14 protein-coding genes and 1 pseudogene are annotated in these 22,911 nt (G+C 47.6%); 14 read left to right on the top strand and 1 reads right to left on the bottom strand.

Going from position 1 to position 22,911, the window contains the following annotated elements:
- Nucleotides 1-281 precede the first annotated feature (281 nt).
- Both ACR6Z4_RS01500 and ACR6Z4_RS01495 read left to right on the top strand, forming a co-directional pair.
- Complete coding sequence (locus tag ACR6Z4_RS01500; protein ID WP_479715428.1) at nucleotides 282-5,120, top strand: PAS domain S-box protein; 4,839 nt, start codon at nucleotides 282-284, stop codon at nucleotides 5,118-5,120.
- Between the two features lie 395 nt (nucleotides 5,121-5,515).
- Nucleotides 5,516-7,657 (top strand): hybrid sensor histidine kinase/response regulator, encoded by a 2,142-nt coding sequence (locus ACR6Z4_RS01495; protein ID WP_479715427.1) that lies wholly within the window; start codon nucleotides 5,516-5,518, stop codon nucleotides 7,655-7,657.
- Here ACR6Z4_RS01495 and ACR6Z4_RS01490 read toward each other — a convergent pair.
- Nucleotides 7,620-7,796, bottom strand: a pseudogene (locus ACR6Z4_RS01490) (adenine nucleotide alpha hydrolase family protein); the annotation flags it as partial. The gene ACR6Z4_RS01495 and the pseudogene ACR6Z4_RS01490 sit on opposite strands and share 38 nt — an antisense overlap.
- A gap of 407 nt (nucleotides 7,797-8,203) precedes the next feature.
- On the opposite strand from ACR6Z4_RS01490, the gene ACR6Z4_RS01485 reads away from it, so the two are divergent.
- From ACR6Z4_RS01485 to ACR6Z4_RS01430, 12 genes are all read left to right on the top strand, one after another.
- Nucleotides 8,204-8,770, top strand: a complete 567-nt coding sequence (locus tag ACR6Z4_RS01485) for a Pvc16 family protein (protein WP_479715426.1) — start codon at nucleotides 8,204-8,206, stop codon at nucleotides 8,768-8,770.
- Between the two features lie 287 nt (nucleotides 8,771-9,057).
- Nucleotides 9,058-10,068, top strand: a complete 1,011-nt coding sequence (locus ACR6Z4_RS01480; RefSeq protein ID WP_479715425.1) for a hypothetical protein — start codon at nucleotides 9,058-9,060, stop codon at nucleotides 10,066-10,068.
- A gap of 10 nt (nucleotides 10,069-10,078) precedes the next feature.
- On the top strand, nucleotides 10,079-11,959 hold the full coding sequence (locus ACR6Z4_RS01475) for a phage tail sheath family protein (protein ID WP_479715424.1): 1,881 nt from the start codon (nucleotides 10,079-10,081) through the stop codon (nucleotides 11,957-11,959).
- Nucleotides 11,960-12,016: 57 nt separating this feature from the next.
- Entirely contained in the window at nucleotides 12,017-12,448 is a 432-nt protein-coding gene (locus ACR6Z4_RS01470) for a phage tail protein (RefSeq protein ID WP_479715423.1), read from the top strand.
- Entirely contained in the window at nucleotides 12,448-12,894 is a 447-nt protein-coding gene (locus tag ACR6Z4_RS01465; RefSeq protein WP_479715422.1) for a phage tail protein, read from the top strand. Before ACR6Z4_RS01470 ends, ACR6Z4_RS01465 begins: the two co-directional genes overlap by 1 nt.
- Before the next feature lie 7 nt (nucleotides 12,895-12,901).
- On the top strand, nucleotides 12,902-13,063 hold the full coding sequence (locus ACR6Z4_RS01460) for a DUF5908 family protein (RefSeq protein WP_479715421.1): 162 nt from the start codon (nucleotides 12,902-12,904) through the stop codon (nucleotides 13,061-13,063).
- A gap of 3 nt (nucleotides 13,064-13,066) precedes the next feature.
- Nucleotides 13,067-13,738: a CIS tube protein gene (locus tag ACR6Z4_RS01455; protein WP_479715420.1), complete on the top strand. Its 672-nt coding sequence runs from the start codon at nucleotides 13,067-13,069 to the stop codon at nucleotides 13,736-13,738.
- Nucleotides 13,739-13,740: 2 nt separating this feature from the next.
- Nucleotides 13,741-15,483: a type VI secretion system tip protein VgrG gene (gene vgrG / locus ACR6Z4_RS01450; protein ID WP_479715419.1), complete on the top strand. Its 1,743-nt coding sequence runs from the start codon at nucleotides 13,741-13,743 to the stop codon at nucleotides 15,481-15,483.
- Between the two features lie 11 nt (nucleotides 15,484-15,494).
- The gene (locus ACR6Z4_RS01445; protein ID WP_479715418.1) at nucleotides 15,495-15,773 is read left to right on the top strand and encodes a PAAR domain-containing protein; all 279 of its coding nucleotides are present in this window, start codon (nucleotides 15,495-15,497) and stop codon (nucleotides 15,771-15,773) included.
- A 280-nt stretch (nucleotides 15,774-16,053) separates the two neighbouring features.
- Nucleotides 16,054-16,533 carry a GPW/gp25 family protein gene (locus ACR6Z4_RS01440; RefSeq protein WP_479715417.1) on the top strand — a complete coding sequence of 160 codons (480 nt, stop codon included), beginning with the start codon at nucleotides 16,054-16,056 and terminating at the stop codon, nucleotides 16,531-16,533.
- A 97-nt stretch (nucleotides 16,534-16,630) separates the two neighbouring features.
- Complete coding sequence (locus tag ACR6Z4_RS01435; protein ID WP_479715416.1) at nucleotides 16,631-19,753, top strand: baseplate J/gp47 family protein; 3,123 nt, start codon at nucleotides 16,631-16,633, stop codon at nucleotides 19,751-19,753.
- Between the two features lie 136 nt (nucleotides 19,754-19,889).
- Nucleotides 19,890-22,901 carry a diguanylate cyclase gene (locus tag ACR6Z4_RS01430; RefSeq protein WP_479715415.1) on the top strand — a complete coding sequence of 1,004 codons (3,012 nt, stop codon included), beginning with the start codon at nucleotides 19,890-19,892 and terminating at the stop codon, nucleotides 22,899-22,901.
- Nucleotides 22,902-22,911 lie beyond the last annotated feature (10 nt).

Below are 22,911 nucleotides of genomic sequence, written 5' to 3'. Positions count from 1 at the left end.
ATTAAGCAATCCCTCAGGGGGTTGTAGTATTCATGTAATGATGTTTTGGCATGATTTAGTCGTGGGATGAATTTGCCGATGAAACCTTTGGTTTCACCAGCAAATCTATGCCAAAACCAGCAACACCGATTTTTTGGGGCATTACCATTGCTCGGACTAAAAAAAATCATGACATGTTTGGAATCACTCCTCATTTCATAAACTGTCTTCTGTCTTTAGAGAGATTTAACGGACGATGGCAAAGGAGATAAAATTCTAGAAGGAACGGTAGTCAATCGTCTATGTCAAACCCTGATCGCACGATCCTTGTCATTGATAATGCTCACAAGCATGGAGACAACGTCAACCATTTATTATTAAGACAAGGGTTAGGGCAAGACACGGCGTTTGTCTATCAGGTGTTAACAGCGCAAGGCGATCCGGAAGGCTTGGCACTATGGCGATCGCAGCCCCGATCGCAGCCCATTGATGTCATCCTGTTAGAGTTTGATTCCTGCCAAAATAGTAGCATCAATGCCGACAATGGTCATCGGCTTCAATCTCTGCGAGCTGCCGCAGGCAACCAGTGTCCGCCCATCGTGGTGGTGGGCGATAATGCGGCTGAGATGGCAGTCCAGGCGTTTCGAAACGGAGCAACCGATTATTTAATTCGCGATCGCATGACGGCTGCTGACCTTAGCCTTGCCATCGGCAATGCAGTGTCCAGGGGCAGTGCAAATCGCATCGGTGGGGCAGAATTGCAGACCGACCCATTACTCAATCACAGGCAATTGCAAACATCGATTGAGACGATGTTAGATTGTTTTGGCATTTTCTCTGCCATGCGCGATCCATCCGGGCAAATCGTAGACTTTCGCATTGAGTATCTCAATGAGGCAGCCTGCGAAAACAACCGCATGTCCAAAGACATGCAAATCGGTCGAGGCTTGTGTGAAATACTCCCTGCTCATCGGCAGTCGGGTTTATTTGACGACTATTGTCGGCTTGTGGAAACGGGAGAACCGTTGATCAAAGAATCTCTGGTCTACGACGATATCTATGGCGATCAGCGGTTAGTGCGGGCGTTTGATATTCGGGCAACCCGTTTGCAAGATGGGTTTGTTGCCTCCTGGCGGGATACGACGGATCGCAAACGTCTGGAGCTGAAACTCCGGCAGACTGCAACGGCACTAAAAACCAGTCAGCAGCGATATCGAGAGCTGGCAGAAGCCATGCCTCAAATGGTCTGGTTAGCAAATGCTAATGGAGCCGTTGAGTATTGGAATCAACGCTGGTACGACTACACGGGCTTGAGTGCTGCCGAATCGATGGGGCTGGCGGGGGCAAGTACGGTTCACCCCGATGAACGCGATCGCACCCTGACTAAATGGAGGCAGGCGATTGTCCAGGGAGAATCGTTTGAGATTGAATATCGCATCCGTCGCTGGGATGGTGTCTACCACTGGTTTATCTGTCGGGCATTACCCACCCGCAACAGCCGGGGAGAGATTACCCAATGGATTGGCACCATTACCGATATTGATAACCAGAAACAGTTAGAAACCAGCTTGTTGAGTGAGATTGCTGACCACAAACAGACCGAACAGGAATTGCGAGCCACCAACCAGAAAGTCTCTCGCATTTTGGAGAGCATGACAGATGCCTATGTGGCTCTTGATCGAAACTGGTGCATTACCTATGTCAATCAGAATACTGCTCAGCTGAATCAATCATCTCCCGAAGAATTGGTGGGTAAGTCCCATTGGGATGTCTGGGCAGATGCGAAGGGCAGCATCTGTGAAGAAAATTATCGCTGGGCGATCGCTCATCAAACCCCCGTCCATTTCGATTATTTCTACGAAGCCAGACAACGCTGGTATGAAGTTCATGCCTATCCGTCGCCTGACGGATTGGGGATTTATTACCGCGACATTCACGATCGCAAACAGACCGAAACGTTACTGCGAGACAGTCAGGCACAACTGCAACAGCAACTGGCAGAAATTGAAGCGATCTATCAATCTGCCCCAATTGGCTTAAATGTATTGGATACCGATCTGCGCTTTGTGCGGATCAATCAACAACTCGCCGATATTAATGGGTTGCCCGTAGAGGCACACATTGGGCGTCGGGTGCAAGACTTGCTCCCCGATCTGGCAGAGGCTAGCGAACAATTGCTCCGACCAATTTTGGAGACTGGTACCCCCTTATTAAATGTTGAAATTCATGGTGAAACCCCTGCTAAACCGGGGGTTAAACGTACCTGGTTAGAACACTTTATCCCCCTCAAGCATGGAGATCAGGTGATTGGCATTAGCACGGTGTGCGAAGAGATTACCGATCGCATGCAAATAGAAGTAGCCCTGCGTCAAAGTGAAGAACGCTTCCGCAACATGGCAGACCACGCCCCTGTGATGATTTGGGTTACGGATGTCACGGGATATTGTACCTACCTGAGTAAAAGTTGGTATAGCTTCACCGGGCAAACTCCAGAAACAGGGTTGGGGTTGGGTTGGTTAGATGCCGTCCATCCCGATGACTATGAATCATCTAAAGAGCTTTTCTTAGAGGCGAATCAGCGTCATGAACCCTTTCGCCTGGAATATCGCCTGCGGGATCAAAATGGCGACTATCACTGGGCGATCGATGCTGCCAGCCCCTGGTTTAATGAAGCGAATGAGTTTCAAGGCTACATTGGTTCGGTGATTGATATTAGCGATCGCAAACAAGTCGAACAAGAGCTACGCGAGAGTGAAGCCCGGTTCCGCACCTTAGCCGATAACATTTCTCAGTTTGCCTGGATGGCAGACGAAAATGGCTTACTGCTTTGGTATAACCAGCGCTGGTTTGACTATACAGGCACAACCCTAGAACAGATGCAGGGCTGGGGCTGGCAACAAGTCCATCATCCCGACCATATCGAACGAGTGGTCAACAAATATCGCCATTGCATTGAGACAGGCGAAACCTGGGAAGATACGTTTCCGTTACGGGGGCAAGATGGGCAGTATCGCTGGTTTCTGTCGCGGGCGGTTCCGGTTCGAGACGATCAGGGCAAGGTGCGACGATGGTTTGGCACCAATACAGACATTACCGATCTGCGGCGAACGGAAGTTGCCCTGCAACAAGCTACCGAACGACTTAACATTGCCCTCAAGAGCGCCCCGATCACCCTGTTCAATCAAGACCTGGATCTGCGCTACACCTGGGTTCATAATCCCACTCAAAATTATTCAGTATCAGAAGTGATTGGTCAACGCGACGAAGATATCATTTCTCCAGAAACGGCGGCGCACCTGACCCGACTCAAACGTCAGGTCATCGATACCGGCGAAGGGATACGAGAAGAAGTCAAGGTGACAAAAGACGATCAAGTGACGTACTACGATCTGACCATTGACCCGATCCGAGATAGTGACCACAGGGTGATCGGCATTACCTGCGCGGCAATTGATATGAGCGAACGGGCAAGACTGGAAGCCGAACGCCAACAAGCTGAGGCGGCGTTAGACCAATCAGAAGAACGCTATCGCACTCTATTTGAATCAATTGATGAAGGCTTTTGTGTAATTGAAGTTCTGTTTGATGAAACTAATACAGCCATTGACTACCGCTTTTTAGAAACCAATCCAGCCTTCGATCATCAAACGGGCTTATCGGCACCTCAGGGCAAAACGGTGAGCGAATTGGTTCCCAATCATGAATCCTATTGGTATGAAATCTACGGCAAGATTGCCCTGACGGGTGAACCCAATCGCTTTCAGAATCGGGCTGAAGCATTACAACGATGGTATGACGTGTATGCCTTTCGCATTGGACCACCCGAGAGTCGTAAAGTCGCTGTGCTGTTTAGTGACATTAGCGATCGCAAGCGGATTGAAGCCCAGCGAGAGCAACTGTTGCAGCGCGAACAGTCAGCTAGAGCCGACGCCGAACGTGCTAACCGCATCAAAGATGAATTTCTGGCAGTGCTGTCCCACGAATTGCGATCGCCCCTCAACCCGATTTTGGGCTGGGTAAAGCTGTTGCAAACGCGAAAATTAGATGCGGCTAAAACGGCTGAAGCTCTGACGACGATTGAGCGAAATGCAAAATTACAAACTCAACTGATTGATGATCTGCTGGATGTTGCCAAAATTTTGCGCGGTAAACTCAGTCTGGATATTACATCAGTTAATCTCTCGTTTGTGATTGAAGCGGCGATTGATACTGTCAAAACCGCAGCGATCGCTAAATCTATCACTTTGCGTCCGGTTTTACTGGATATTGGGCAAGTGTATGGAGATGCTGCTCGTCTTCAACAAGTTGTTTGGAATTTACTATCCAATGCGATTAAATTTACGCCCATCGGTGGCAAGGTAGACGTGCGCTTAGAAACCGTTACAGATGATTCCGCTTCAAGTCTGGGGCAATCTTCCTATCCTCACTCCCATCTGTCAGACTCCAAGCCCCATCTCTCATCGCCCCTGCCCCATCAGGCACAAATCACCATTAGCGATACCGGCAAGGGGATCAATCCGGAGTTTCTTCCCCATTTGTTTGAATCATTTCGTCAGGAAGATGCCTCCATTACGCGCAAGTATGGCGGGTTGGGGTTGGGGCTGGCGATCGTGCGGCAGTTGGTCGAAGCCCATGGGGGAACGATCACGGCAAGCAGTGCGGGCGAAGGGATGGGTGCGACGTTTGTCGTGCGGTTACCTCTGCTCGCGGTTGAAGCGGAGATGCAACAGTCGGAAGACGTGTTGCCCCTTGATCTCGATCTCGTTGGCATTCGAGTTCTGGCGGTGGATGATGATGCCGATGCTCGGGAACTCCTCAGTGTGTTGCTGACCCAATATGGAGCCGAGGTGTTAATCGTTGACTCTGCGGCTCAAGTTCTAGCCAACTTGACGACTTTTCAACCAGATATCTTAATCAGTGATATTGGCATGCCCGAAGTCGATGGCTATTCTCTGATTCAACAGGTGCGAGCTTTACCCCCTGAAGAGGGTGGAGACTTGCTGGCGATCGCATTGACGGCTTATGCCAAAGACGATGACCAACAACGCGCCATTCGCTGCGGTTATCAACGGCATGTAACAAAACCGCTTGAACCTGATCAATTAGTTGCTACGATCATTGACTTAATCGGCAGTTCATAGCAATGCTCCTGAATCGGTTTAAAAAAGGCATGGTGGTGGGTTGTATGAGTAATGTCTACGCAACCCAGTATCATTATCTCGCTACTCCTCTCTTCGACTTAACGTGTAGCCAACTCCAAGGGGATCAACCCTATGATTTGAGTCCAGCTTTGAGATTTGTGTCTGCTGTAGATCAGAAAACGGAGTCTCCACACCCCTCTGCGTCGTGAGACTCATGTCGTGTTTTATAAGAGCGAGGGCTATGGATCACAAATGAATTAAAACTCGGACGTTTATTTTTGTCAGCGCGGCGGAGCCGCGCTGACAAAAATAAATCTTCAGTTTTATTAAATCCACGATCCTATGCCACCGTTCTGACAAAAAGAATTAGCGGTAATCGTCCACATCCTAACCGTATGACAACCCTTTGGAACTCAATTTTGCCAGCTATCTCCTTCATTCCGCACGGACACTGCTATCTGTGGCAAACGAACCTGGTCAGTTTACATGTCCTGTCTGATGCGCTCATTGCTCTATCTTACTATTCCATTCCCATCACCCTATTTTATCTGGTGCGCAAGCGCCAGGATCTTCCCTTCCAATGGATTTTCCTGTTGTTTGGCACCTTTATCGTGGCATGTGGAACCACCCATTTGCTAGAGATCTGGACATTGTGGTATCCCACCTATTGGGTGTCAGGCTCCGTTAAAGCCATCACCGCTCTGATTTCAGTTACCACAGCGCTTCAGTTGGTGCCGTTAGTACCGCAAGTGCTGGCGCTGACAAGTCCTGCCCAACTGGAACAAGCTAACCTCGACTTGCAGGCTCAGGTGACAGAACGATTGCGGGTTGAGGAAAAACTAAAGGTCTACCAAACGCAACTACAACGCCTGGTAAACGCACGCACGGACGAACTGATGCAGATCAACGTCACGCTGCAACGCGAAATTGCCGATCGGAAGCAGGCAGAACAACGTTTACGAGACTCTGAGGAACAGTTGCATTTGGGGGTTCAGGTAGCAGGTGTGGGGCTAGTGCGATTTGATTACGCTTCCAATACGGTTAAGCTATCGCCAGAAGCGGCTGCACTATACGGAATTTCTGCGGATGAGTTACTCGTGACCCGCGATCGCTTTTACGGTATGGTTCACCCTGAAGAATCGGGGCGGGTCGCTCAGCATATTGAACAAGTGGTAGACCCAACGGGGTCTGGTTGGTTTGCCCTGGATCATCGGGTGGTTTGGCAAAATGGTGACGTGCGCTGGCTGAGTGTGCGCAAGCAAGTGTTTTTTGATCGGTCTGGCGATTATCCGCGACCCGATCACGCGATTTTGGCGGCGATCGATATTACCGATCGCAAACATGTTGAACTCGAATTGGATCGGATTTTGCAATTGAAACAAGCGGCTCTGGCAGAATCAGAAAGAGTCAATCGCATCAAAGACGAATTCCTGGCTGTTTTATCGCATGAGTTGCGATCGCCGCTCAACCCTATTTTAGGGTGGACGAAATTACTGCAAAGCAACCGCCTGGATGACGCGAAAACAGTGAAAGCGCTAGCTACGATCGAGCGCAATGCTAAAGCGCAGAGTCAATTGATTGATGATTTACTCGATATCGCCCGGATATTGCGGGGTAAGCTGACGCTCAATGTCGCACCCGTGAGTGTTTTACGCGCTGTTGAAGCTGCCATTGATACGGTACGAACTGCTGCGATCGCCAAATCGATTCAGATTCATCCGCTACTGACTGATGTCGGGCACATATCGGGAGATGCCGTTCGCCTCCAGCAAATTATCTGGAACTTGCTATCGAATGCGGTTAAGTTTACGCCCAACGGTGGGCGCATCGACCTGTGCCTGGAGGCTGTGGATAATAACGCCCAAATTACTATCTCTGACACAGGCAAAGGCATTCATCCAGATTTCCTGCCCCACATTTTTGAATCATTTCGCCAGGAAGATGCTTCTGTTACGCGTCAACACGGTGGGCTGGGATTGGGAATGACGATTGTGTATCAACTGGTGGAAGCTCACGGTGGTACCATTCAGGTGGACAGCCCTGGAGTCGGACAGGGATCGACATTTATCGTTCGGTTGCCCTTACACAACAGCCTTTTAGAGGTCAATCCATCGCACCCCTTACCCCAACGAAAACTGGAGCTGACGGGTATTCGGGTGCTGACCATTGATGACGAACCTGATAGTCGCGAACTCCTATCGGTGATGCTGACTCAATCGGGTGCGGAGGTGATGACGGTCGCCACGGCTGCTGAGTTTATGGCTGCCCTGGCATCGTTTCAGCCTAATGTGCTGATCAGCGATATTGGGATGCCCGAAGTGGATGGCTATACGTTGCTCCGGCAAGTGCGATCGCTGCCGTCAGAGCAGAATGGTCAAGTGCCTGCGATCGCCTTAACTGCCTATGCGGCTGAGAAAGACCATCGGCAAGCGCTGGCAGCGGGTTTTCAAGACCATGTTGCTAAGCCTGTAGAACCCGATCACTTAGTTGCGGCGATTGTTAGCGTGCTAAGTCAGTCAGCATTTCCGTGGCAATGATATGGATATCGATATGCTTCAGTGACTTTAGCCGTTGTTGAGTCAGAGATCCGCGCACTAAAATCTGCCAACGCGATCGCTGACTTTCTCCAATCACAATCTGAGTCACACGATAGGTTTGCGCAATTTCACAAATAGCTGATATGTGCTCATGATGGCACTCTTGCTGCTGGCGGATAGTATGTCTGGCAAACAATCTGTACCTCACCTCTCCAGATGAAATCGTCAGGTTTAAAGGAATGTAAATACTTGAGGCTGTTTCTAGAGAAATAGAGTGTAATAGTTTTAGAAACGAGTCAGAAGTTGGCTTTATTGTGATCTGGGCTCATATAAAACCACGGTCTGATGCCTGTATCAAATCAGTTTTTAAGGTGCAGAGAGTCCTGAAAATTTAATAATGTTTTGTTGCATAGGCGGTTGCTCTTGTAACAAAAATCATCCGTGACTATCACTACCCTCCGTGAACGAGGGCAGTAGAACTATCTCTCTATATAGAGTAGATTGCTACTGCTCGCTCGACTCTTCAATGGATCGCTACAAACACCTATGTTAGATTTAGCACTCAAATTTTTGACGAATGAAATTAATACCTACTTTTACATGCAAACAGGGTCAGATTCTATCAAAGTTGAAATGAGTAGAATCGTAGACGAGTCGGGCAAATATGCATTTGCCGAAGAAACAATTGCCGCAACTATCATTAATATCGAAGAGGATCGTATTTTTAAGGCTCAGATGCCTGAATACATCCACACTAATGGTCAGCATGTTGTCCTGGAGCCTGAACTAAAACTCAATCTTTACATCTTATTTGCTGCGAATTTTAAGCTTTATGATCAAGCTTTGAAATTCATATCGTATGTCCTGACATTTTTTCAGGCACATTCTACGTTTGTGTCTACTCAATGTCCGGAACTCGATCCCAGGATAGGGAAGTTAAATATAGAGTTACAATCTCTAAATTTTGAACAATTAAACCAGGTCTGGGCTTTTATTGGAGGTAAGCAATTGCCGTCTGTCATTTATAAAGTTAGGATGGTCGCTGTACAGGATAAAACTCAATCAGATGTACAACCTCCGCTCACAACAATTGAAACAATTATTCATGGTTGATCAGAATTGAGTTGTTTATATTGGCAATATCAGTCAGTTCAATCAAATCTGTTTCAGGCGGTTGCTAAGGCTTTTTCATCCCCTACTCATACATGATGAAATTCCTGGGACAAGGTATTCTCTAGGGTTGAAAAACTATAGTAAAAAATTGAGTGTTGCTACACTAACTCAGTTTCGGTTGTATTGAAAATGTCTGAGTCATGTTGCTGAAGCTCTTGCTGGAAAAGCTTTTCAGTGAAATTGTTGCATGTCCAAAACAGTATCTCGTAGTTTATCATCTGTGTAAAATGATGCATTTTTTTACACTATTTACGATTGAGATAGCGCATGGTTACTATAGTGAGAGGTGTCAGGATTTTGGATTTATTGTTCCGGTAGATACTCAATGCTTACTGCGCAACGGGAAGCTAATTACCAAAGTCTCTAATGGAACATTGCACCTTTTATATGAAGCGGACTCAACTCATGCACCGCTAGTCGATATCACCGGAAAAACGCTTCGGATCGGTCTGAAACTTCTCAATCCTTACTTTAGTAATTTCACAAATTTCGATTTTAGTGTATTCACACCTATCTATCAAAATATAACTTCGTCACCTCAACTATCTCCACTTTCGAGTATTCAGATGGTTGGGCAACGGTTTAGTCACATGTTTAAGAGTGTTATCCGCCCTTTAACAGTTCTATTAAAAGATAGGATGGGGCAGATTTTACAAACCGATACTATCCCTGCTGCTCAAGATCGTTCTAGTATTTCCTATGAACTTAACGGTCAACCCGCCGGAATTTATCAGCTAGAAGAAAGCGATGCGAATGGAACCGAAGCGATCGCATATTATGTTGATGCAGAATTGCAATATCAGGGTGTATTTGGTGTCATTGAAATTACAATTGATTCCTCGTTTTATACCCAACCTCCTGCGTTTCAGGTTGCATTTACAGCTAAACAACAACCGCTAAAGTATTATGTAATCGCCAATAAATATAGCGAAACCGACTTCAATCAACTCTCGATTGCGGATGCAGGGTTTACCGATGATGCCCGTCCCCAAGTTGCTTTTACTAAAGTGTTACCCGCCGATTTCACAACTGAGGATCTTTCCCCACTATTGCTTCAAGGCAACCACTCAGATGCCAGAGTAATACTGTTCAAATCTCAAACGGCGATCGCTCGTCAAGAGAAAGCGCGTCGCAAAATTCAATTGTACAAAAATGGGGATCCATTGATTCCCCATTTACCCCAACCGGGTGCTGACAAACCCCAATCTGATCTGATTGTCCAACTTACAAAACCCTAGCCCCTAAACTATGGCAACTTACAGAACTCCGGATGTTTACGTCGAAGAAATTTCTGTTTTTCCACCCTCGGTCGCCGAGGTAGAAACGGCAATTCCCGCTTTCATCGGGTACACCGAAATTGCTAAAAAGAATGCAGATAACGATTTAGTTCTAAAACCCACTAAGATTTACTCCTTAAAAGAGTACGAGCAATATTACGGCTTTCCCGAAGACGATCAAATCGCCATTACCGTTACCCGTAATGATCAAAATCAGTTGGTGGCGAGTGCAGTTACAGAGCCAACGGTGAAGTACTTGATGTACTACAGCGTCAAGATGTTTTTCGACAATGGCGGTGGCAAATGCTACATCATTTCCGTTGGCACGTATCAAAGCTCTGGCACCATTGCCTTGGCAGGCGACAACGGCAACAATCTGGCGACTAAGTATGGATTACAGGATGGGCTAGGAGCGTTGGCATTAGAAGACGAGCCGACGTTAATTGTGATTCCTGAAGCAGTCAATTTGAGCACCGGAGAGTATCAAACATTGGTGCAGGCAGTGTTATTACAATGTGATAAACTGCGCGATCGCTTTGCTATTTTTGATATTCGAGATGGCAACACTAGTCTGGATACCAACCAACTCAGTACCAACCGGGAATACTTCGGTAATGGATATCTGAAGTATGGTGCAGCCTACTATCCATTCCTTAAAACTACCCTGAATTTTCATGTGAATGGTAGCGAGACTAATGCTATGGTCACTCCACCCGGAGGGAATGGTGCGACGGCGACGGCGACGGTTTCAAGCGGAGCCGTTACCACAGTGACCGTTTCCGCAGGAGGTACAGGTTATACCACTGCACCCACGGTATCCATTACTGGAGGTGGGGGCACAGGTGCCACGGCTACCGCAACTATTGCTGGTGGAGCCGTCACCGCCGTGACCGTTTCCGCAGGAGGTACAGGTTATACCACTGCACCTACGGTATCCATTACTGGAGGTGGGGGCACAGGTGCCACGGCTACTGCCACTATTTCGAATGGAGCAATTACAACTGTCAATGTCGCTACTGGGGGCACAGGCTATACCACTGCGCCAACTGTATCCTTTACCGGAGGGGGAGGTACAGGTGCCACCGCTACCGCAACTATTGCTGGTGGAGCTGTCACTGCCGTCTCTATTACTGCTGGGGGTTCCGGTTATACTACTGCGCCTACCGTTGTCTTCACTGCTGCTGCCACAACACCTGCAACATTGGACAGTTTCAAAACTTCAGATACAGCAATATACAATTTCGTCAAAACGGTATTGAAAGAACACTTTGTGGTTCTACCACCCAGTGGTGCTGTGGCAGGGGTATATGCGGCAACCGATACCAACCGGGGGGTTTGGAAAGCTCCAGCGAACGTGAGTCTTGCTAACGTGATTGAACCTGTGATTCGGTTGGATAATGCCAGACAAGATGATCTTAATGTGGATGCGACCTCTGGCAAATCGATCAATGCGTTACGGGCATTTGCAGGTAAGGGGACTCTGGTCTGGGGCGCACGGACGCTAGCGGGTAATGATAATGAATGGCGATATGTGTCGGTGCGTCGATTCTTCAATATGGTAGAAGAATCGGTGAAAAAATCAACCTACTGGGCGGTGTTTGAACCCAATGATGCTAATACATGGGTCAAAGTGCGTGGCATGATTGAAAATTACTTGATGCAGAAATGGCGTGAAGGCGCATTGACAGGAGCTACACCGAAGGATGCTTTCTTTGTCCGCTGTGGTTTGGGCACGACCATGACGGCTCAGGAGATTTTGGAAGGACGCATGAATGTAGAAATTGGTATGGCAGTTGTCCGCCCAGCAGAATTTATCATCCTGAAGTTTTCGCACAAGTTGCAAACCTCTTGATTAAGAAGCAATACAGCGGTTTTGTCAAAACAATTATCCATTCAGGAATGACCCGTTATGGCACAATATCCTCTTCCCGTTTTTCACTTCAATGTTGAGTGGGGTGGTAAACGAATTGGTTTCACTGAAGTCTCTGGTTTAACCCAGGAAAACCAGGCGATCGAATATCGAGATGGTTCGTTTCCAGAGTATTCTTCGATCAAAATGCCGGGGCTACGGAAGTTCAACAACATCACGCTGAAGCGTGGGATTGTGAAAAGTGACAATGAGTTTTTCAAGTGGCTCAACACGGTGAAACTCAATACGGTAGAGCGGCGGGATTTAGTCATCAGCTTGTTGAATGAAGAGCATCAACCCGTGATGGTTTGGAAAATTCATAATGCGTTTCCGGTGAAAGTAGAGGGACCCGGTCTGAAAGCAACCGGCAATGAAGTTGCCATTGAATCGATTGAAATTGCCCATGAAGGTCTTGAGTTGCAAAATGAGTGATGGCAAACTACTATCCTCCGGTTGGATTTCACTTTAAGGTGGAAATATCCGGTTTCACTACCAATGCCGACGATGTCCGGTTTACAGAAGTGAGCGGCTTGTCGGTAGAAATGGGCACCGAAGAAATTGCGGAAGGCGGTGAAAACCGCTTTATCCAAAAATATCCGACCCGCACAAAATATCCGGAACTGGTGTTGAAACGGGGACTGTTGCTGAATTCAGAGATCACTAAATGGATTCAGGATTGCTTGAATCATTACAAGATTCAACCCAAAGATCTGAGTATCAAGTTGTTGAATGAAGTACACGAACCGTTACTTACCTGGAATGTAGTCAAGGCATATCCGACGAAATGGGCAGTCAGTGATCTCAATGCGTCTAATAACGCAGTTGTCATTGAAACACTACAACTGTTTTACCAATATTTCACCCTGATTAAATCCTGAGGAACCTATGCCCATTGTTGTCGATGAAGTCGTGATTTCTGTCGAAGTGAAAAATCAACCTTCCGCAGGGGCAGGGTCGATGCCCTCTAGCACAGACGATAAGCAAGCCATTATCCAGGAATGTGTGGAACGGGTGCTGGAAATTCTCAAGCAAAAGGGAGAACGGTAGCGTATGGCAAGTGAAGGCACCCTGGAGAAACTCAAGATTCGAGCCTATGAGAAACCAGATTATTCAGAACAGTCTTTCATCAAAGAGTTTTCTGCCTATGTGAATCCTAGTGAGCTTACGCTGTCGTATGAGATTGAGTATGACGACTCCAGTGGCTCAGGTACAACCAATAGTCGAATGAACTTTAAGAAGGCAAAACCGGGGGATATGTCGCTGACCTTCTTTGTAGATGGCACAGGTGCAAATGGTCATGTAATTGATGTTCAACAAAAGATTGAAGAATTTCAAATCGTCACGGGGTATAACGGCAAGATTCATCGCACAAGCTATTTGAAGGTGATGTGGGGCACGTTGCAAGTGAAGCGCTGTGTGCTGAAAGGTGCTTCCATTGCCTATAAGCTGTTTCAGCCCAATGGCATTCCGCTACGGGCAGTGATTACAGCCAACTTCACCGATAATTCGGATGATCAAACCCGAGTGGCGATCGCTCAAGATCAATCCCCCGACCTCACTCACTTGCGTCTGATCAGAGCGGGCGATACGCTACCGACCTTATGTTATGAGATTTATGGCGATCCGGGATACTACTTGCAAGTTGCCCGCGCCAATCGCATTGATCACTTTCGCAATCTCATCCCTGGCAGCAAGATTTTCTTTCCCCCCCTGGAGAAGTAACGATGCCTGAAACCCGGACTCTACCGATTCCTGCAACCCACCGCGAATTTATTGTGAAAGTCGGTGGGACGGAAGTAGAACGCGAACACCAACTTCTGAGTGTGTCGGTGCTCAAAACGGTCAATAAAATTACAACCGCACGATTGGTCTATTTAGATGGCTCGGCTGCCAAGAGCGACTTTCCGCTGAGTAATACCGATCGCTTCATTCCGGGTAAAGCGATTGAAATTTTAGCTGGGGCAGGCAATGATCTGGAGTCCTTATTCAAAGGCATTGTGATTCGCCAGAGTCTAAAAGTTCGGGATAATAGTGCTCCGCAACTGATTGTTGAATGCCGTCATTCGGCAATCAAACTAACCGTTGGGCGCAAAAATGCCTACTTTTTTGATCAGACCGATAGCGATATGATCACCACTCTGTTAAGCAATGCTGGGCTGACAGGAGATGTAGATAGCACAACCGTTAGCCACAAACAACAGGTGCAATATGATTGCACCGATTGGGACTTTTTGCTGACTCGTGCCGAAGCCAATGGCAAGCTGGTATTTACTAACGATGACACGATCGCCATTAAGACTCCCCAGTTTAGCGGTAGTCCGGTGTGTTCATTGCAATTTGGGGCAACGATTTTAGAGCTTGATGCGGAAATTGATGCCCGATCGCAATATAGTGCGGTCAAGAGTTTTACCTGGGATGCCGGACAGCAAAGTATTGTGGAAACGGAAGCCGCTGATCCGGGGCTGAGTGCTCCGGGTAATTTGGCAAACGATGATTTGGCGGCAGTGGTGGCGTTAGACCATTATTCGTTGCGCCATGTGGCTGTCACCGAAGCTGAAGCCCAGGCCTGGGCAGATGCTCAATGGTTGAAATCTAAAATGAGTCGGGTAAATGGTCGGCTGAAATGTGAAGGTATTGCTACGGTGAATCCAGGGGATATTGTAGCACTGGCAGGGGTTGGCGATCGCTATAACGGCAATGTGTTTATCACGGGAATTCGCCATGAATTTGACACAGTGCAGGGCTGGAAAACCCATCTGCAATTTGGCAATATTGCCACCTGGTTAGCCAGCGAACAGGACGTGTCTGCCCCCAAAGCGGCGGCTCTTTTACCCGGCGTGAATGGGTTACAGATTGGTATTGTGGTCAGCAATGAAGACCCGGATGGTGAACATCGAGTCCGGGTGCGAATGCCCCTCGTGAATGCAGACGATGAAGGCACCTGGGCACGGGTTGCGACACTGGATGCCGGTAGCGATCGCGGTTGGTTTATCCGTCCTGATGTTGATGATGAAGTCGTGTTGGGGTTTCTCAATGATGACCCCCGACAGGCTGTGATCTTGGGTATGTTGCACAGCAGTGCCCATGCTGCACCCTTAGAAGGGTCAGATGATAACCATGAAAAAGTATATCAAAGTCGGTCTAAGCTGAAACTCTACTTCAATGACGATGACAAGGTCATGCAGCTTGAGACACCCGCAGGCAACAAAATTGTCTTGAGTGAAGCTGATCAAGCGGTTCAGTTAGCCGACCAGAACGGTAACAAAATTGTCATGAATGCCGATGGCATCACGATTGAAAGTAGTAAAGCGATCGCGCTCAAAGCAGGAACGGAAGTAAAACTTGAATCGGGTACTGCGTTCAGTGCCAAAGGTGGAACTGAACTCAAACTCGAAGGAACATCGGGTGTGGAAGTGTCGAGTACAGCCATTACCAAAGTCAAAGGTAGTCTCATTCAATTAAATTAACGTGAGTGTTTATGCCCCCAGCAGCACGAGTCGGAGATACATCCAATCATGGCGGCACCCTTACCGGCCCCGGTGTCAGCACCGTTTTGATCAGTGGCAAACCTGCGGCAGTTGCCGGAGATCTGCATGTGTGTTCTTTACCCCCCAATACCCATCAACCGACCTCTAGTACTTTTCCCAGTGGTAGCACCACGGTGATGATTGCGGGGCGACCTGCCTTGCGTACTACAGATACCTGCATTTGTGGTGCCATGGTAGTAGTTGGCGATCCTACCGTCCTGATTAATTGATCCCTGGTTCAATATATGGTTCTACGCAATCTAGTTAGGACATCGGGGGGTGGGGGCGGTGCCCCCACGCAGGGGTTCCACCCCTGCACCCCGTCCTAACCCTAATGCGTACCGCTATCGCAATTGAGTAGATGCTTAGGACAGTGGGGGCTGCGCCCCCAGCCAGGGGTTCCACCCCTGCACCCCGTTCAACCCGCCTCTCGGCTGCTAATACTATTCCGTAGAGATGCGATGAATTGCGTTTTTACGGGGAATACATCGGATTTATTAACTTAAACCTATGGCTACTTCTTCATCTCATCCGACTTCATCTGATCCCATGTATACTTCATTTCTCGGTACTGGATGGAGCTTTCCTCCCGAATTTGTGGTGGAAATGGGTGAAGTGGTGATGACCTCTGATGAAGAGGATATTCAAGCGAGCCTTAAAATTTTGCTGGGCACAAGCAGTGGTGAACGGTTTCTTAATCCTCAGTATGGTCTAGATTTGCATGAGATGTTATTTGAACCGTTGAGCACGACGATGCAAACCTTTCTTAAGGATCGGATCAAAACTGCCATCTTAATTTATGAATCTCGAATTAATTTGCTCTCACTTGAACTTGATACATCTGCTCAATACGAAGGCAGAGTTAGCATCATTCTAGATTACGAAATCCGGGCTACTAACTCTCGGTTTAACCTCGTTTATCCCTTTTACAATACCGACAGCAACGAAATTCGGCGATCGGTCGATTTTAATCTCAGTCGGTCATTATAACTTCCTATGAGAGTCTTTATTCTGCGCGATTTGTCATTTGCTGATAACGTGTTCTCTTGGATCCAGGTAACGTCGCATCTCTCCGAAGATCTACAACATGGCTAATGAAACGATCATTCAAAATTTGATCTTCCAACTGGGGCAAAGTCAGAGCGATCGCCTGTCCCCCGAGTTGGATGTTCATTTTGCTGATGTAGATGCCCGAAGTACGTCAGAGTTATTGCAGTTTGTTAGAACATTTTCTAAATTTGTTAATTACTATCGTGACGATCCCTCAACGCCGATAGGAGATTGGCAAGCATTTTTCCCAGACGAAGCCGCGATCGCCGCTTTGTTAGACACTAATAACGCCAGTGTTACGCCTCATTTGGCGCTATTTCTCGCGTTTTTAGAACTGTACAAAATACCCCAAGATGTCATCAATCGCATTACTGGACGACATCTGGATTTCTACTATAAAGATGTTTTACGGCTTCAGAAAAAGGCGGCTGTACCCGATAAAGCTCATGTTGTGATTGAACTGAAGAAAAAGGCACTGCCGCAGATTATTACTCCCGAACACATGTTCTCAGCGGGTAAAGATCCTACGGGTGTGGAACTGATCTACAAACCCACTCGGGAAACTATTATTAATACGGCTAAAGTGGACTCCTTGCGATCGCTGTTGATCGATCAAGGTACGGTGCGCTATGCCCCGATCGCCAACTCTGCCAATGGGCTGGGTGATCCACTACCAGAAGCAGAACCTAAATGGTTTGGGTTTGGTCATGCTGGCTTGCCTGCGGCTGAAGTTGGGTTTGCGATCGCTGCTCCTGTTTTACGGCTTAAAGAAGGCAACCGCAAGATCTCCGTGACGTTGACGTTGAGCGATCGCCGGACGTTGACGACTGAAGCACTTACCGGAGCATTTGACGTATTTCTTACCGGCGAAAAAGCCTGGTTAGGACCCTATACGGTTTCGCCCCAGGTCGGGACAGACAATCGTTTGCGGTTCAGTGTCACTCTCCGAGACACAGACAAAGCCGTGGTGGATTATGATGCCGCCATTCATGGCTATGCCTATACGGCTCAGGCTCCCGTCATGCAAGTGTTGTTGAAACCGAAAGGGGTTGGGGTGACGTATCGCAGCTTTGATCAGGTTCTGCTGCGGAAAGCAAAAGTCGCCGTTGACGTATCTAACGTCACCTCACTTCATCTGGAGAGTGATAGTGGGGCGTTAGATGCCAGGAAAGCGTTCCTGCCCTTTGGTGTTCAACCAACCGCTGGATCTCGATTCTTAGTCAGCTATCCCGAAGCCCTTACCAAAAAATTGTCAGACATTACTCTGACGGTGCAGTGGAAAGATGCCCCGGTGAATTTTACGAGCCGCTATAGCGGGTATGGTGTTTCTGGAATCAGCAATACCTACTTTAAGGCAGCCATTGCCCTTCAAGATGGCAGAGGTCGGGTATTTAGCAATCCAGGGATACAACTGTTTAATACCAATGATGCCTCTACTGTACGCACCTTATCGCCTTTAAAGGACGATACCCCCAGCCCAGCCCCAGCGATTACGCAAGGCATGATTGTGAATGCCCTGTATACGACTGGAATGCAGTGGGGCATGAAAGCAGCCAATCAATATGTGTTGCAAAGTCCAGTCCTGAAACCCTTCAAAATGGTTGTCCCAGAGGCACAGAAGGGATTCAAAATTTCGCTTCCAGATGAACCGGACAGTCCTAAAACGATTACGCCAGACCTGCGTCAGGGCTTCATTACACTAACGTTGTTGCAAGGATTTGAGCATGACACCTATCGTAAAAAATATGTAGAACAGGTGGTGACGTTCAGCACAACGGGTGGCACGTTAGATTTGATCAAGGAACCTTACACACCAACGATTCAGACTATTTCACTGGACTACACCGCTGAATCAGATGACGTTGATATTGCTTCCCCATTACTGACTGACTTTGCCACTACAGATCTACATTTTTTTCACATGGCTTATTTTGGGCAGCTGCGGGAACATGGCTATCAGCGGCAACTCTTCAAAGATACAGTTGATTCAGCGATCGCCACCACGATTTCATTACTCCCTGCCTATTCCAATACAGGTGAATTGCTCATCGGTTTCAGCCAATTAAATCCGGGTGATAGCGTCAATGTCTTGTTTCAAGTCGCTGAAGGAAGTGCTGATCCGACACTGCCTTCAGAAAAAATTAATTGGTTTGTGTTGTGTGACAACTACTGGAAGTCTTTGAATCCAACATTGGATGCGACTAATCAGTTATTAACCAGCGGCATTATCCAATTTGCTATTCCCCTGCAAGCGACTACCCATCACACGATTTTACCTAGCGATCGCATTTGGCTGAAAGCTGTAATTGTAGGTCATGTGACAGCCGTTTGTCAGTTGATTGAGGTTGCAGCCAATGCCGTAGAAGTACAGTTTAGCGATCAGGGAAACGATGCCAACCATCTCTCGACAACCTTAGAAAAGGGTAAGATTACAAAACTGAAGCCAAGCTTGTCCGCCATCAAATCGATCAAACAGCCCTATGCCGCCTTTGGAGGGAGTGGCTTAGAAGCGGATCCAGCTTTTTACACCCGTGCTTCTGAGCGCCTGCGGCACAAGCACCGTTGTATTACTGCCTGGGACTATGAACGGATGATTTTAGATGCCTTTCCTAACGTTCATAAAGTTAAGTGTATTCCCCATGCCAAAGACAACGCCTGGTTATCTCCCGGTGCTGTGTTGATTGTTGTGATTCCAGATCTAAAAAACAAAAATGCGATCGACCGATTGCACCCCAGACTGGATGCGAATACCCTCAGGCAGATTCAAGCGTATGTGCAGAAACACATCGGTATGCAAGTGCAAGTACACGTGAAAAATCCCCGGTATCAAGCTATCCAACTCGACTTTCACGTGAAGTTTCTGCAAGACGATTTCAACTACTACCGCTTACAACTGCAACAGGCTATTACCCAATTCCTTTCCCCCTGGGCGTATTCATCAGATCGAGAGATTAGCTTTGGCGGAAAGATTTATAAATCAGTCTTGCTCAATTTTGTGGAGGAATTACCCTACGTCGATTATGTGACCGATTTCAAACTGTATAGCTACACGGATGACCCTCAAGCCGGTAGCAAACGCCCGATTGATCTGAACACAGTACAACCAGAAACCCCCGATACGATCCTGGTTTCAGCCGCGTCTCATACTATTTCCTCCTAGTGTTGCAAACACGAAATTTTGCAACATGGGGGTTTGGGGGCAGAGCCCCCAAGAGGGGGTTTTACCCCCTCCACCCCCTCTAAAACGTTTAAGTTGGTGTACTAGTGTTGCAAACACTCGTTAATAGGTCTGCCCCATGCTGTCTCAACTGACCCTAGCCAAGCGTACTCAACTCCCCGTCGAACTCGATTATCAGCAACTGTATGCGATCGGGTTGCAGCATGTGCAGCGTCTGTCGAGCCGCATTTGGACAGATTATAATGTCCATGATCCGGGAATCACAACGTTAGAGCTATTGTGTTATGCCCTGACCGACTTGAGCTATCGAGCATCCTTTCCGATTGAGGATCTGCTGGCGAGTGAAACCCAGAATCGGGAGACCATGCAGCAGCAGTTCTTGACGGCACGCCAAATCTTGCCCAATCGAGCGCTCACCCAACTGGATTATCGTAAGCTGTTGATCGATTTACCGGGGGTAAAAAATGCCTGGGTACATGCAGCCTCTCAAGCCTATTATGCCAATACCATAACAGGGCAATTGCTGGGTTCTCCGACGCTATTGGTTGAAGACCTGATCAACCTGCCATCTTTGAAAACTAAGCTCACCCAATCCACGCCTGACTCAGTTTCCCGCTACGTGTTGACTCAACTATCCAGTGGCACGCGGCAAGCACTGCTTGCCTATGATGGAACTGATCCGCAAGCAGAACCGCTTAAAACTCTGCTGGTGCAGGATATCAATCGTATTATTCAAGGTACCGTTTTCTATCAAGTGGGATGGTTGAGTGAGTTTACTTTCTCGTCAGAAACGCAAGCGTTGATGACTGATTACCAACAGACACGCGCTCATAATCAACCCACGGACGAGATTAGCGATCGCCTCAACCGCTTTCTTTTGGAAGATGTATATCAAGAAGAAATCGCTCCCCATTTAACGCTCAGAGAAACGGTTGCTGCCAGAGGTATTAAACGGGTTAATCTGGCGGGATTATATGAAATTTTGATCGATTACATGGACGACATCACCGATGCTGTGGATCGCGCAAAAGTGATGCTCAATGTTCAGCAACGGTTACATGCCAACCGCAACCTCTGTGAAGATTTTGTTCGCTTTCAGGAAGTAGAAACTCAACCTTTTCTCATATGCGCTGAGTTGGAATTAGCCACGGACGCAGATGTGTCTCAAGTTAAGGCAGAGATTTTATTTCAGATACAACACTATCTTGCTCCTCCGGTTTATAACTATACGTTGAGTGAGATGCTGAACCGTCGTCAGGCAGATGGAACTCTTTACACGGCTGATGAGATCTTTGAGGGTCCAATTTTAGACTGTGGTTTTATCGATGATACGGAACTGAAAGCGGCAGAGTTACGCCAGGTTATTTACCTGTCAGATGTGATCAGCATTATTATGGATATTGCTGGTGTTCGCGCTGTGCGAGACATCCTAATCAATCCTCAAGCGACGACAACTCCGTTGGACAATAAGTGGGTCGTCTCTGTAGAGTCTGGTAAGAAAGCGCTGCTCAATCGCGATCGCTCTCGACTGGTCTTCTATAAACGTAATATGCCAGTGATGGCAGACGACACTAAAGTTGCTCAATACTACGACACCAAAGTTGCAGCCGTTAAGGCTAAAGCTGATACGCCTGTTGCCTATGATCTAGACATTCCCTTAGGAACGTATCGGCAGAGCGATCGCTACTATTCGTTTCAAAATCATTTTCCAGCCATTTACGGCTTGAGCGAAATGGGTCTGAGTAGTGTCGCAGAGGATTCCCGTAAGGCACTGGCATATCAGTTAAAAGCCTACCTGCTATTTTTTGATCAGCTCATGGCAAATTATTTTGCCCAATTGGGTCAGATCAAACAGTTATTTTCTACCGACGCAGAGCTTTACCAGACTTACTTTTTTCAAGTGGTCGATTCTTTCGCGGAGTATGACCGGATCTATCGTACGGATGATATTGCCGCAACACTTCAAGCTCAGAATGATGAACAGGAACGCGAACAAAATCTGAAGCGTCGTCATCACTTTTTAGATCATCTGATTGCTCGTTTCGCAGAACGCTTTCATGAGTTTGCTGCCATTATGTATTCGGCGTTTAATTTTAATGCCGCAACAATGGTGGAAGACAAGTGTGAGTTTTTGCGCCAGTATCCCACCCTGAGTAGTGAACGAGCGATCGCCTATAACTACAGTCTGCAAACAGATCGTGATATATGGGACAGTACCAATATTTCAGGGTTAGAAAAGCGGATCGCAAGCCTATTGGGTTTGCGCAATAGCACTCGTCGCAATCTAGGCGAAATCAGTTATGACATCTATGCTGAAGTAGACACAACGCCCACAGATCGGTTTCAATTTCGCCTTCGCAATGGAGATACGCTGGATGTTCTCTTCAGCAGCGATACTGACTATGACACCGAGCTTTTGGCGCGTCAGGTACTGGAACAGGCGATTCAAGCGGCATCACTTCCGTCAGGGTATCAACGGGAAATCACAGCCAATGGTCAACATACGTTCACGATTGTCGATGAGATGGGAGCTGTTTTAGCCAGACGCAATCAATCGTTTGATACAGACGTGCAGATGAATCAAGCGATCGATGACGTGATTGAGTATGTTCGGCTCAATTATAGCGATGAAGGTATGTACGTGATTGAAAATATCCTCTTGCGACCCGAGCATCCCGATGATCCCTTCTTACCGATTTGCCCCAACCCCAACTGCACCGATTGTGCCGATTTAGATCCTTACTCCTATCGCCTTCATATTATTTTGCCAGCCTATGCGAGCCGCTTTCGAAATATGGATTTTCGGCGTTTTGCCGAGCAGGTAATTCGTGAAGAAACGCCTGCCCACATCCTGCCGAAGATTTGTTGGATTAGCAAAGATGCGATGATTGCGTTTGAAAAAAGGTATCGCGATTGGTTGTCCTTGAAAGCCGGAATAGAATCCAGCGATCGCACAGAACAACTCCGCACCTTCATTCACGGGGAAGAGGAGGCTCAAGATACCGGACTGTTTACCGTGAGGAATGTTTATCCCTCTCAAAATTTATACGAGTGTGATAGCGGTGACGATCAACCCAAATTCATTCTGGGGCGCACGGCTCTGGGGAGTGGGGAGGATATGCAACCGTGACTTTGCTCGA

It is taken from the genome of Calyptranema fuscum S582 (genome assembly GCF_055793305.1).
Note: the sequence above shows the minus strand (reverse complement) of the source record. Positions and strands in the feature narration are given on the sequence as shown.

Excerpts from the sequence above, each read along its gene's own strand:
- ACR6Z4_RS01500 (WP_479715428.1), top strand. The coding sequence starts at position 282 with ATGTCAAACCCTGATCGCACGATCCTTGTCATTGATAATGCTCACAAG.
- ACR6Z4_RS01495 (WP_479715427.1), top strand. The coding sequence starts at position 5,516 with ATGACAACCCTTTGGAACTCAATTTTGCCAGCTATCTCCTTCATTCCG.
- ACR6Z4_RS01485 (WP_479715426.1), top strand. The coding sequence starts at position 8,204 with ATGTTAGATTTAGCACTCAAATTTTTGACGAATGAAATTAATACCTAC.
- ACR6Z4_RS01480 (WP_479715425.1), top strand. The coding sequence starts at position 9,058 with ATGATGCATTTTTTTACACTATTTACGATTGAGATAGCGCATGGTTAC.
- ACR6Z4_RS01475 (WP_479715424.1), top strand. The coding sequence starts at position 10,079 with ATGGCAACTTACAGAACTCCGGATGTTTACGTCGAAGAAATTTCTGTT.
- ACR6Z4_RS01470 (WP_479715423.1), top strand. The coding sequence starts at position 12,017 with ATGGCACAATATCCTCTTCCCGTTTTTCACTTCAATGTTGAGTGGGGT.
- ACR6Z4_RS01465 (WP_479715422.1), top strand. The coding sequence starts at position 12,448 with ATGGCAAACTACTATCCTCCGGTTGGATTTCACTTTAAGGTGGAAATA.
- ACR6Z4_RS01460 (WP_479715421.1), top strand. The coding sequence starts at position 12,902 with ATGCCCATTGTTGTCGATGAAGTCGTGATTTCTGTCGAAGTGAAAAAT.
- ACR6Z4_RS01455 (WP_479715420.1), top strand. The coding sequence starts at position 13,067 with ATGGCAAGTGAAGGCACCCTGGAGAAACTCAAGATTCGAGCCTATGAG.
- vgrG (WP_479715419.1), top strand. The coding sequence starts at position 13,741 with ATGCCTGAAACCCGGACTCTACCGATTCCTGCAACCCACCGCGAATTT.
- ACR6Z4_RS01445 (WP_479715418.1), top strand. The coding sequence starts at position 15,495 with ATGCCCCCAGCAGCACGAGTCGGAGATACATCCAATCATGGCGGCACC.
- ACR6Z4_RS01440 (WP_479715417.1), top strand. The coding sequence starts at position 16,054 with ATGGCTACTTCTTCATCTCATCCGACTTCATCTGATCCCATGTATACT.
- ACR6Z4_RS01435 (WP_479715416.1), top strand. The coding sequence starts at position 16,631 with ATGGCTAATGAAACGATCATTCAAAATTTGATCTTCCAACTGGGGCAA.
- ACR6Z4_RS01430 (WP_479715415.1), top strand. The coding sequence starts at position 19,890 with ATGCTGTCTCAACTGACCCTAGCCAAGCGTACTCAACTCCCCGTCGAA.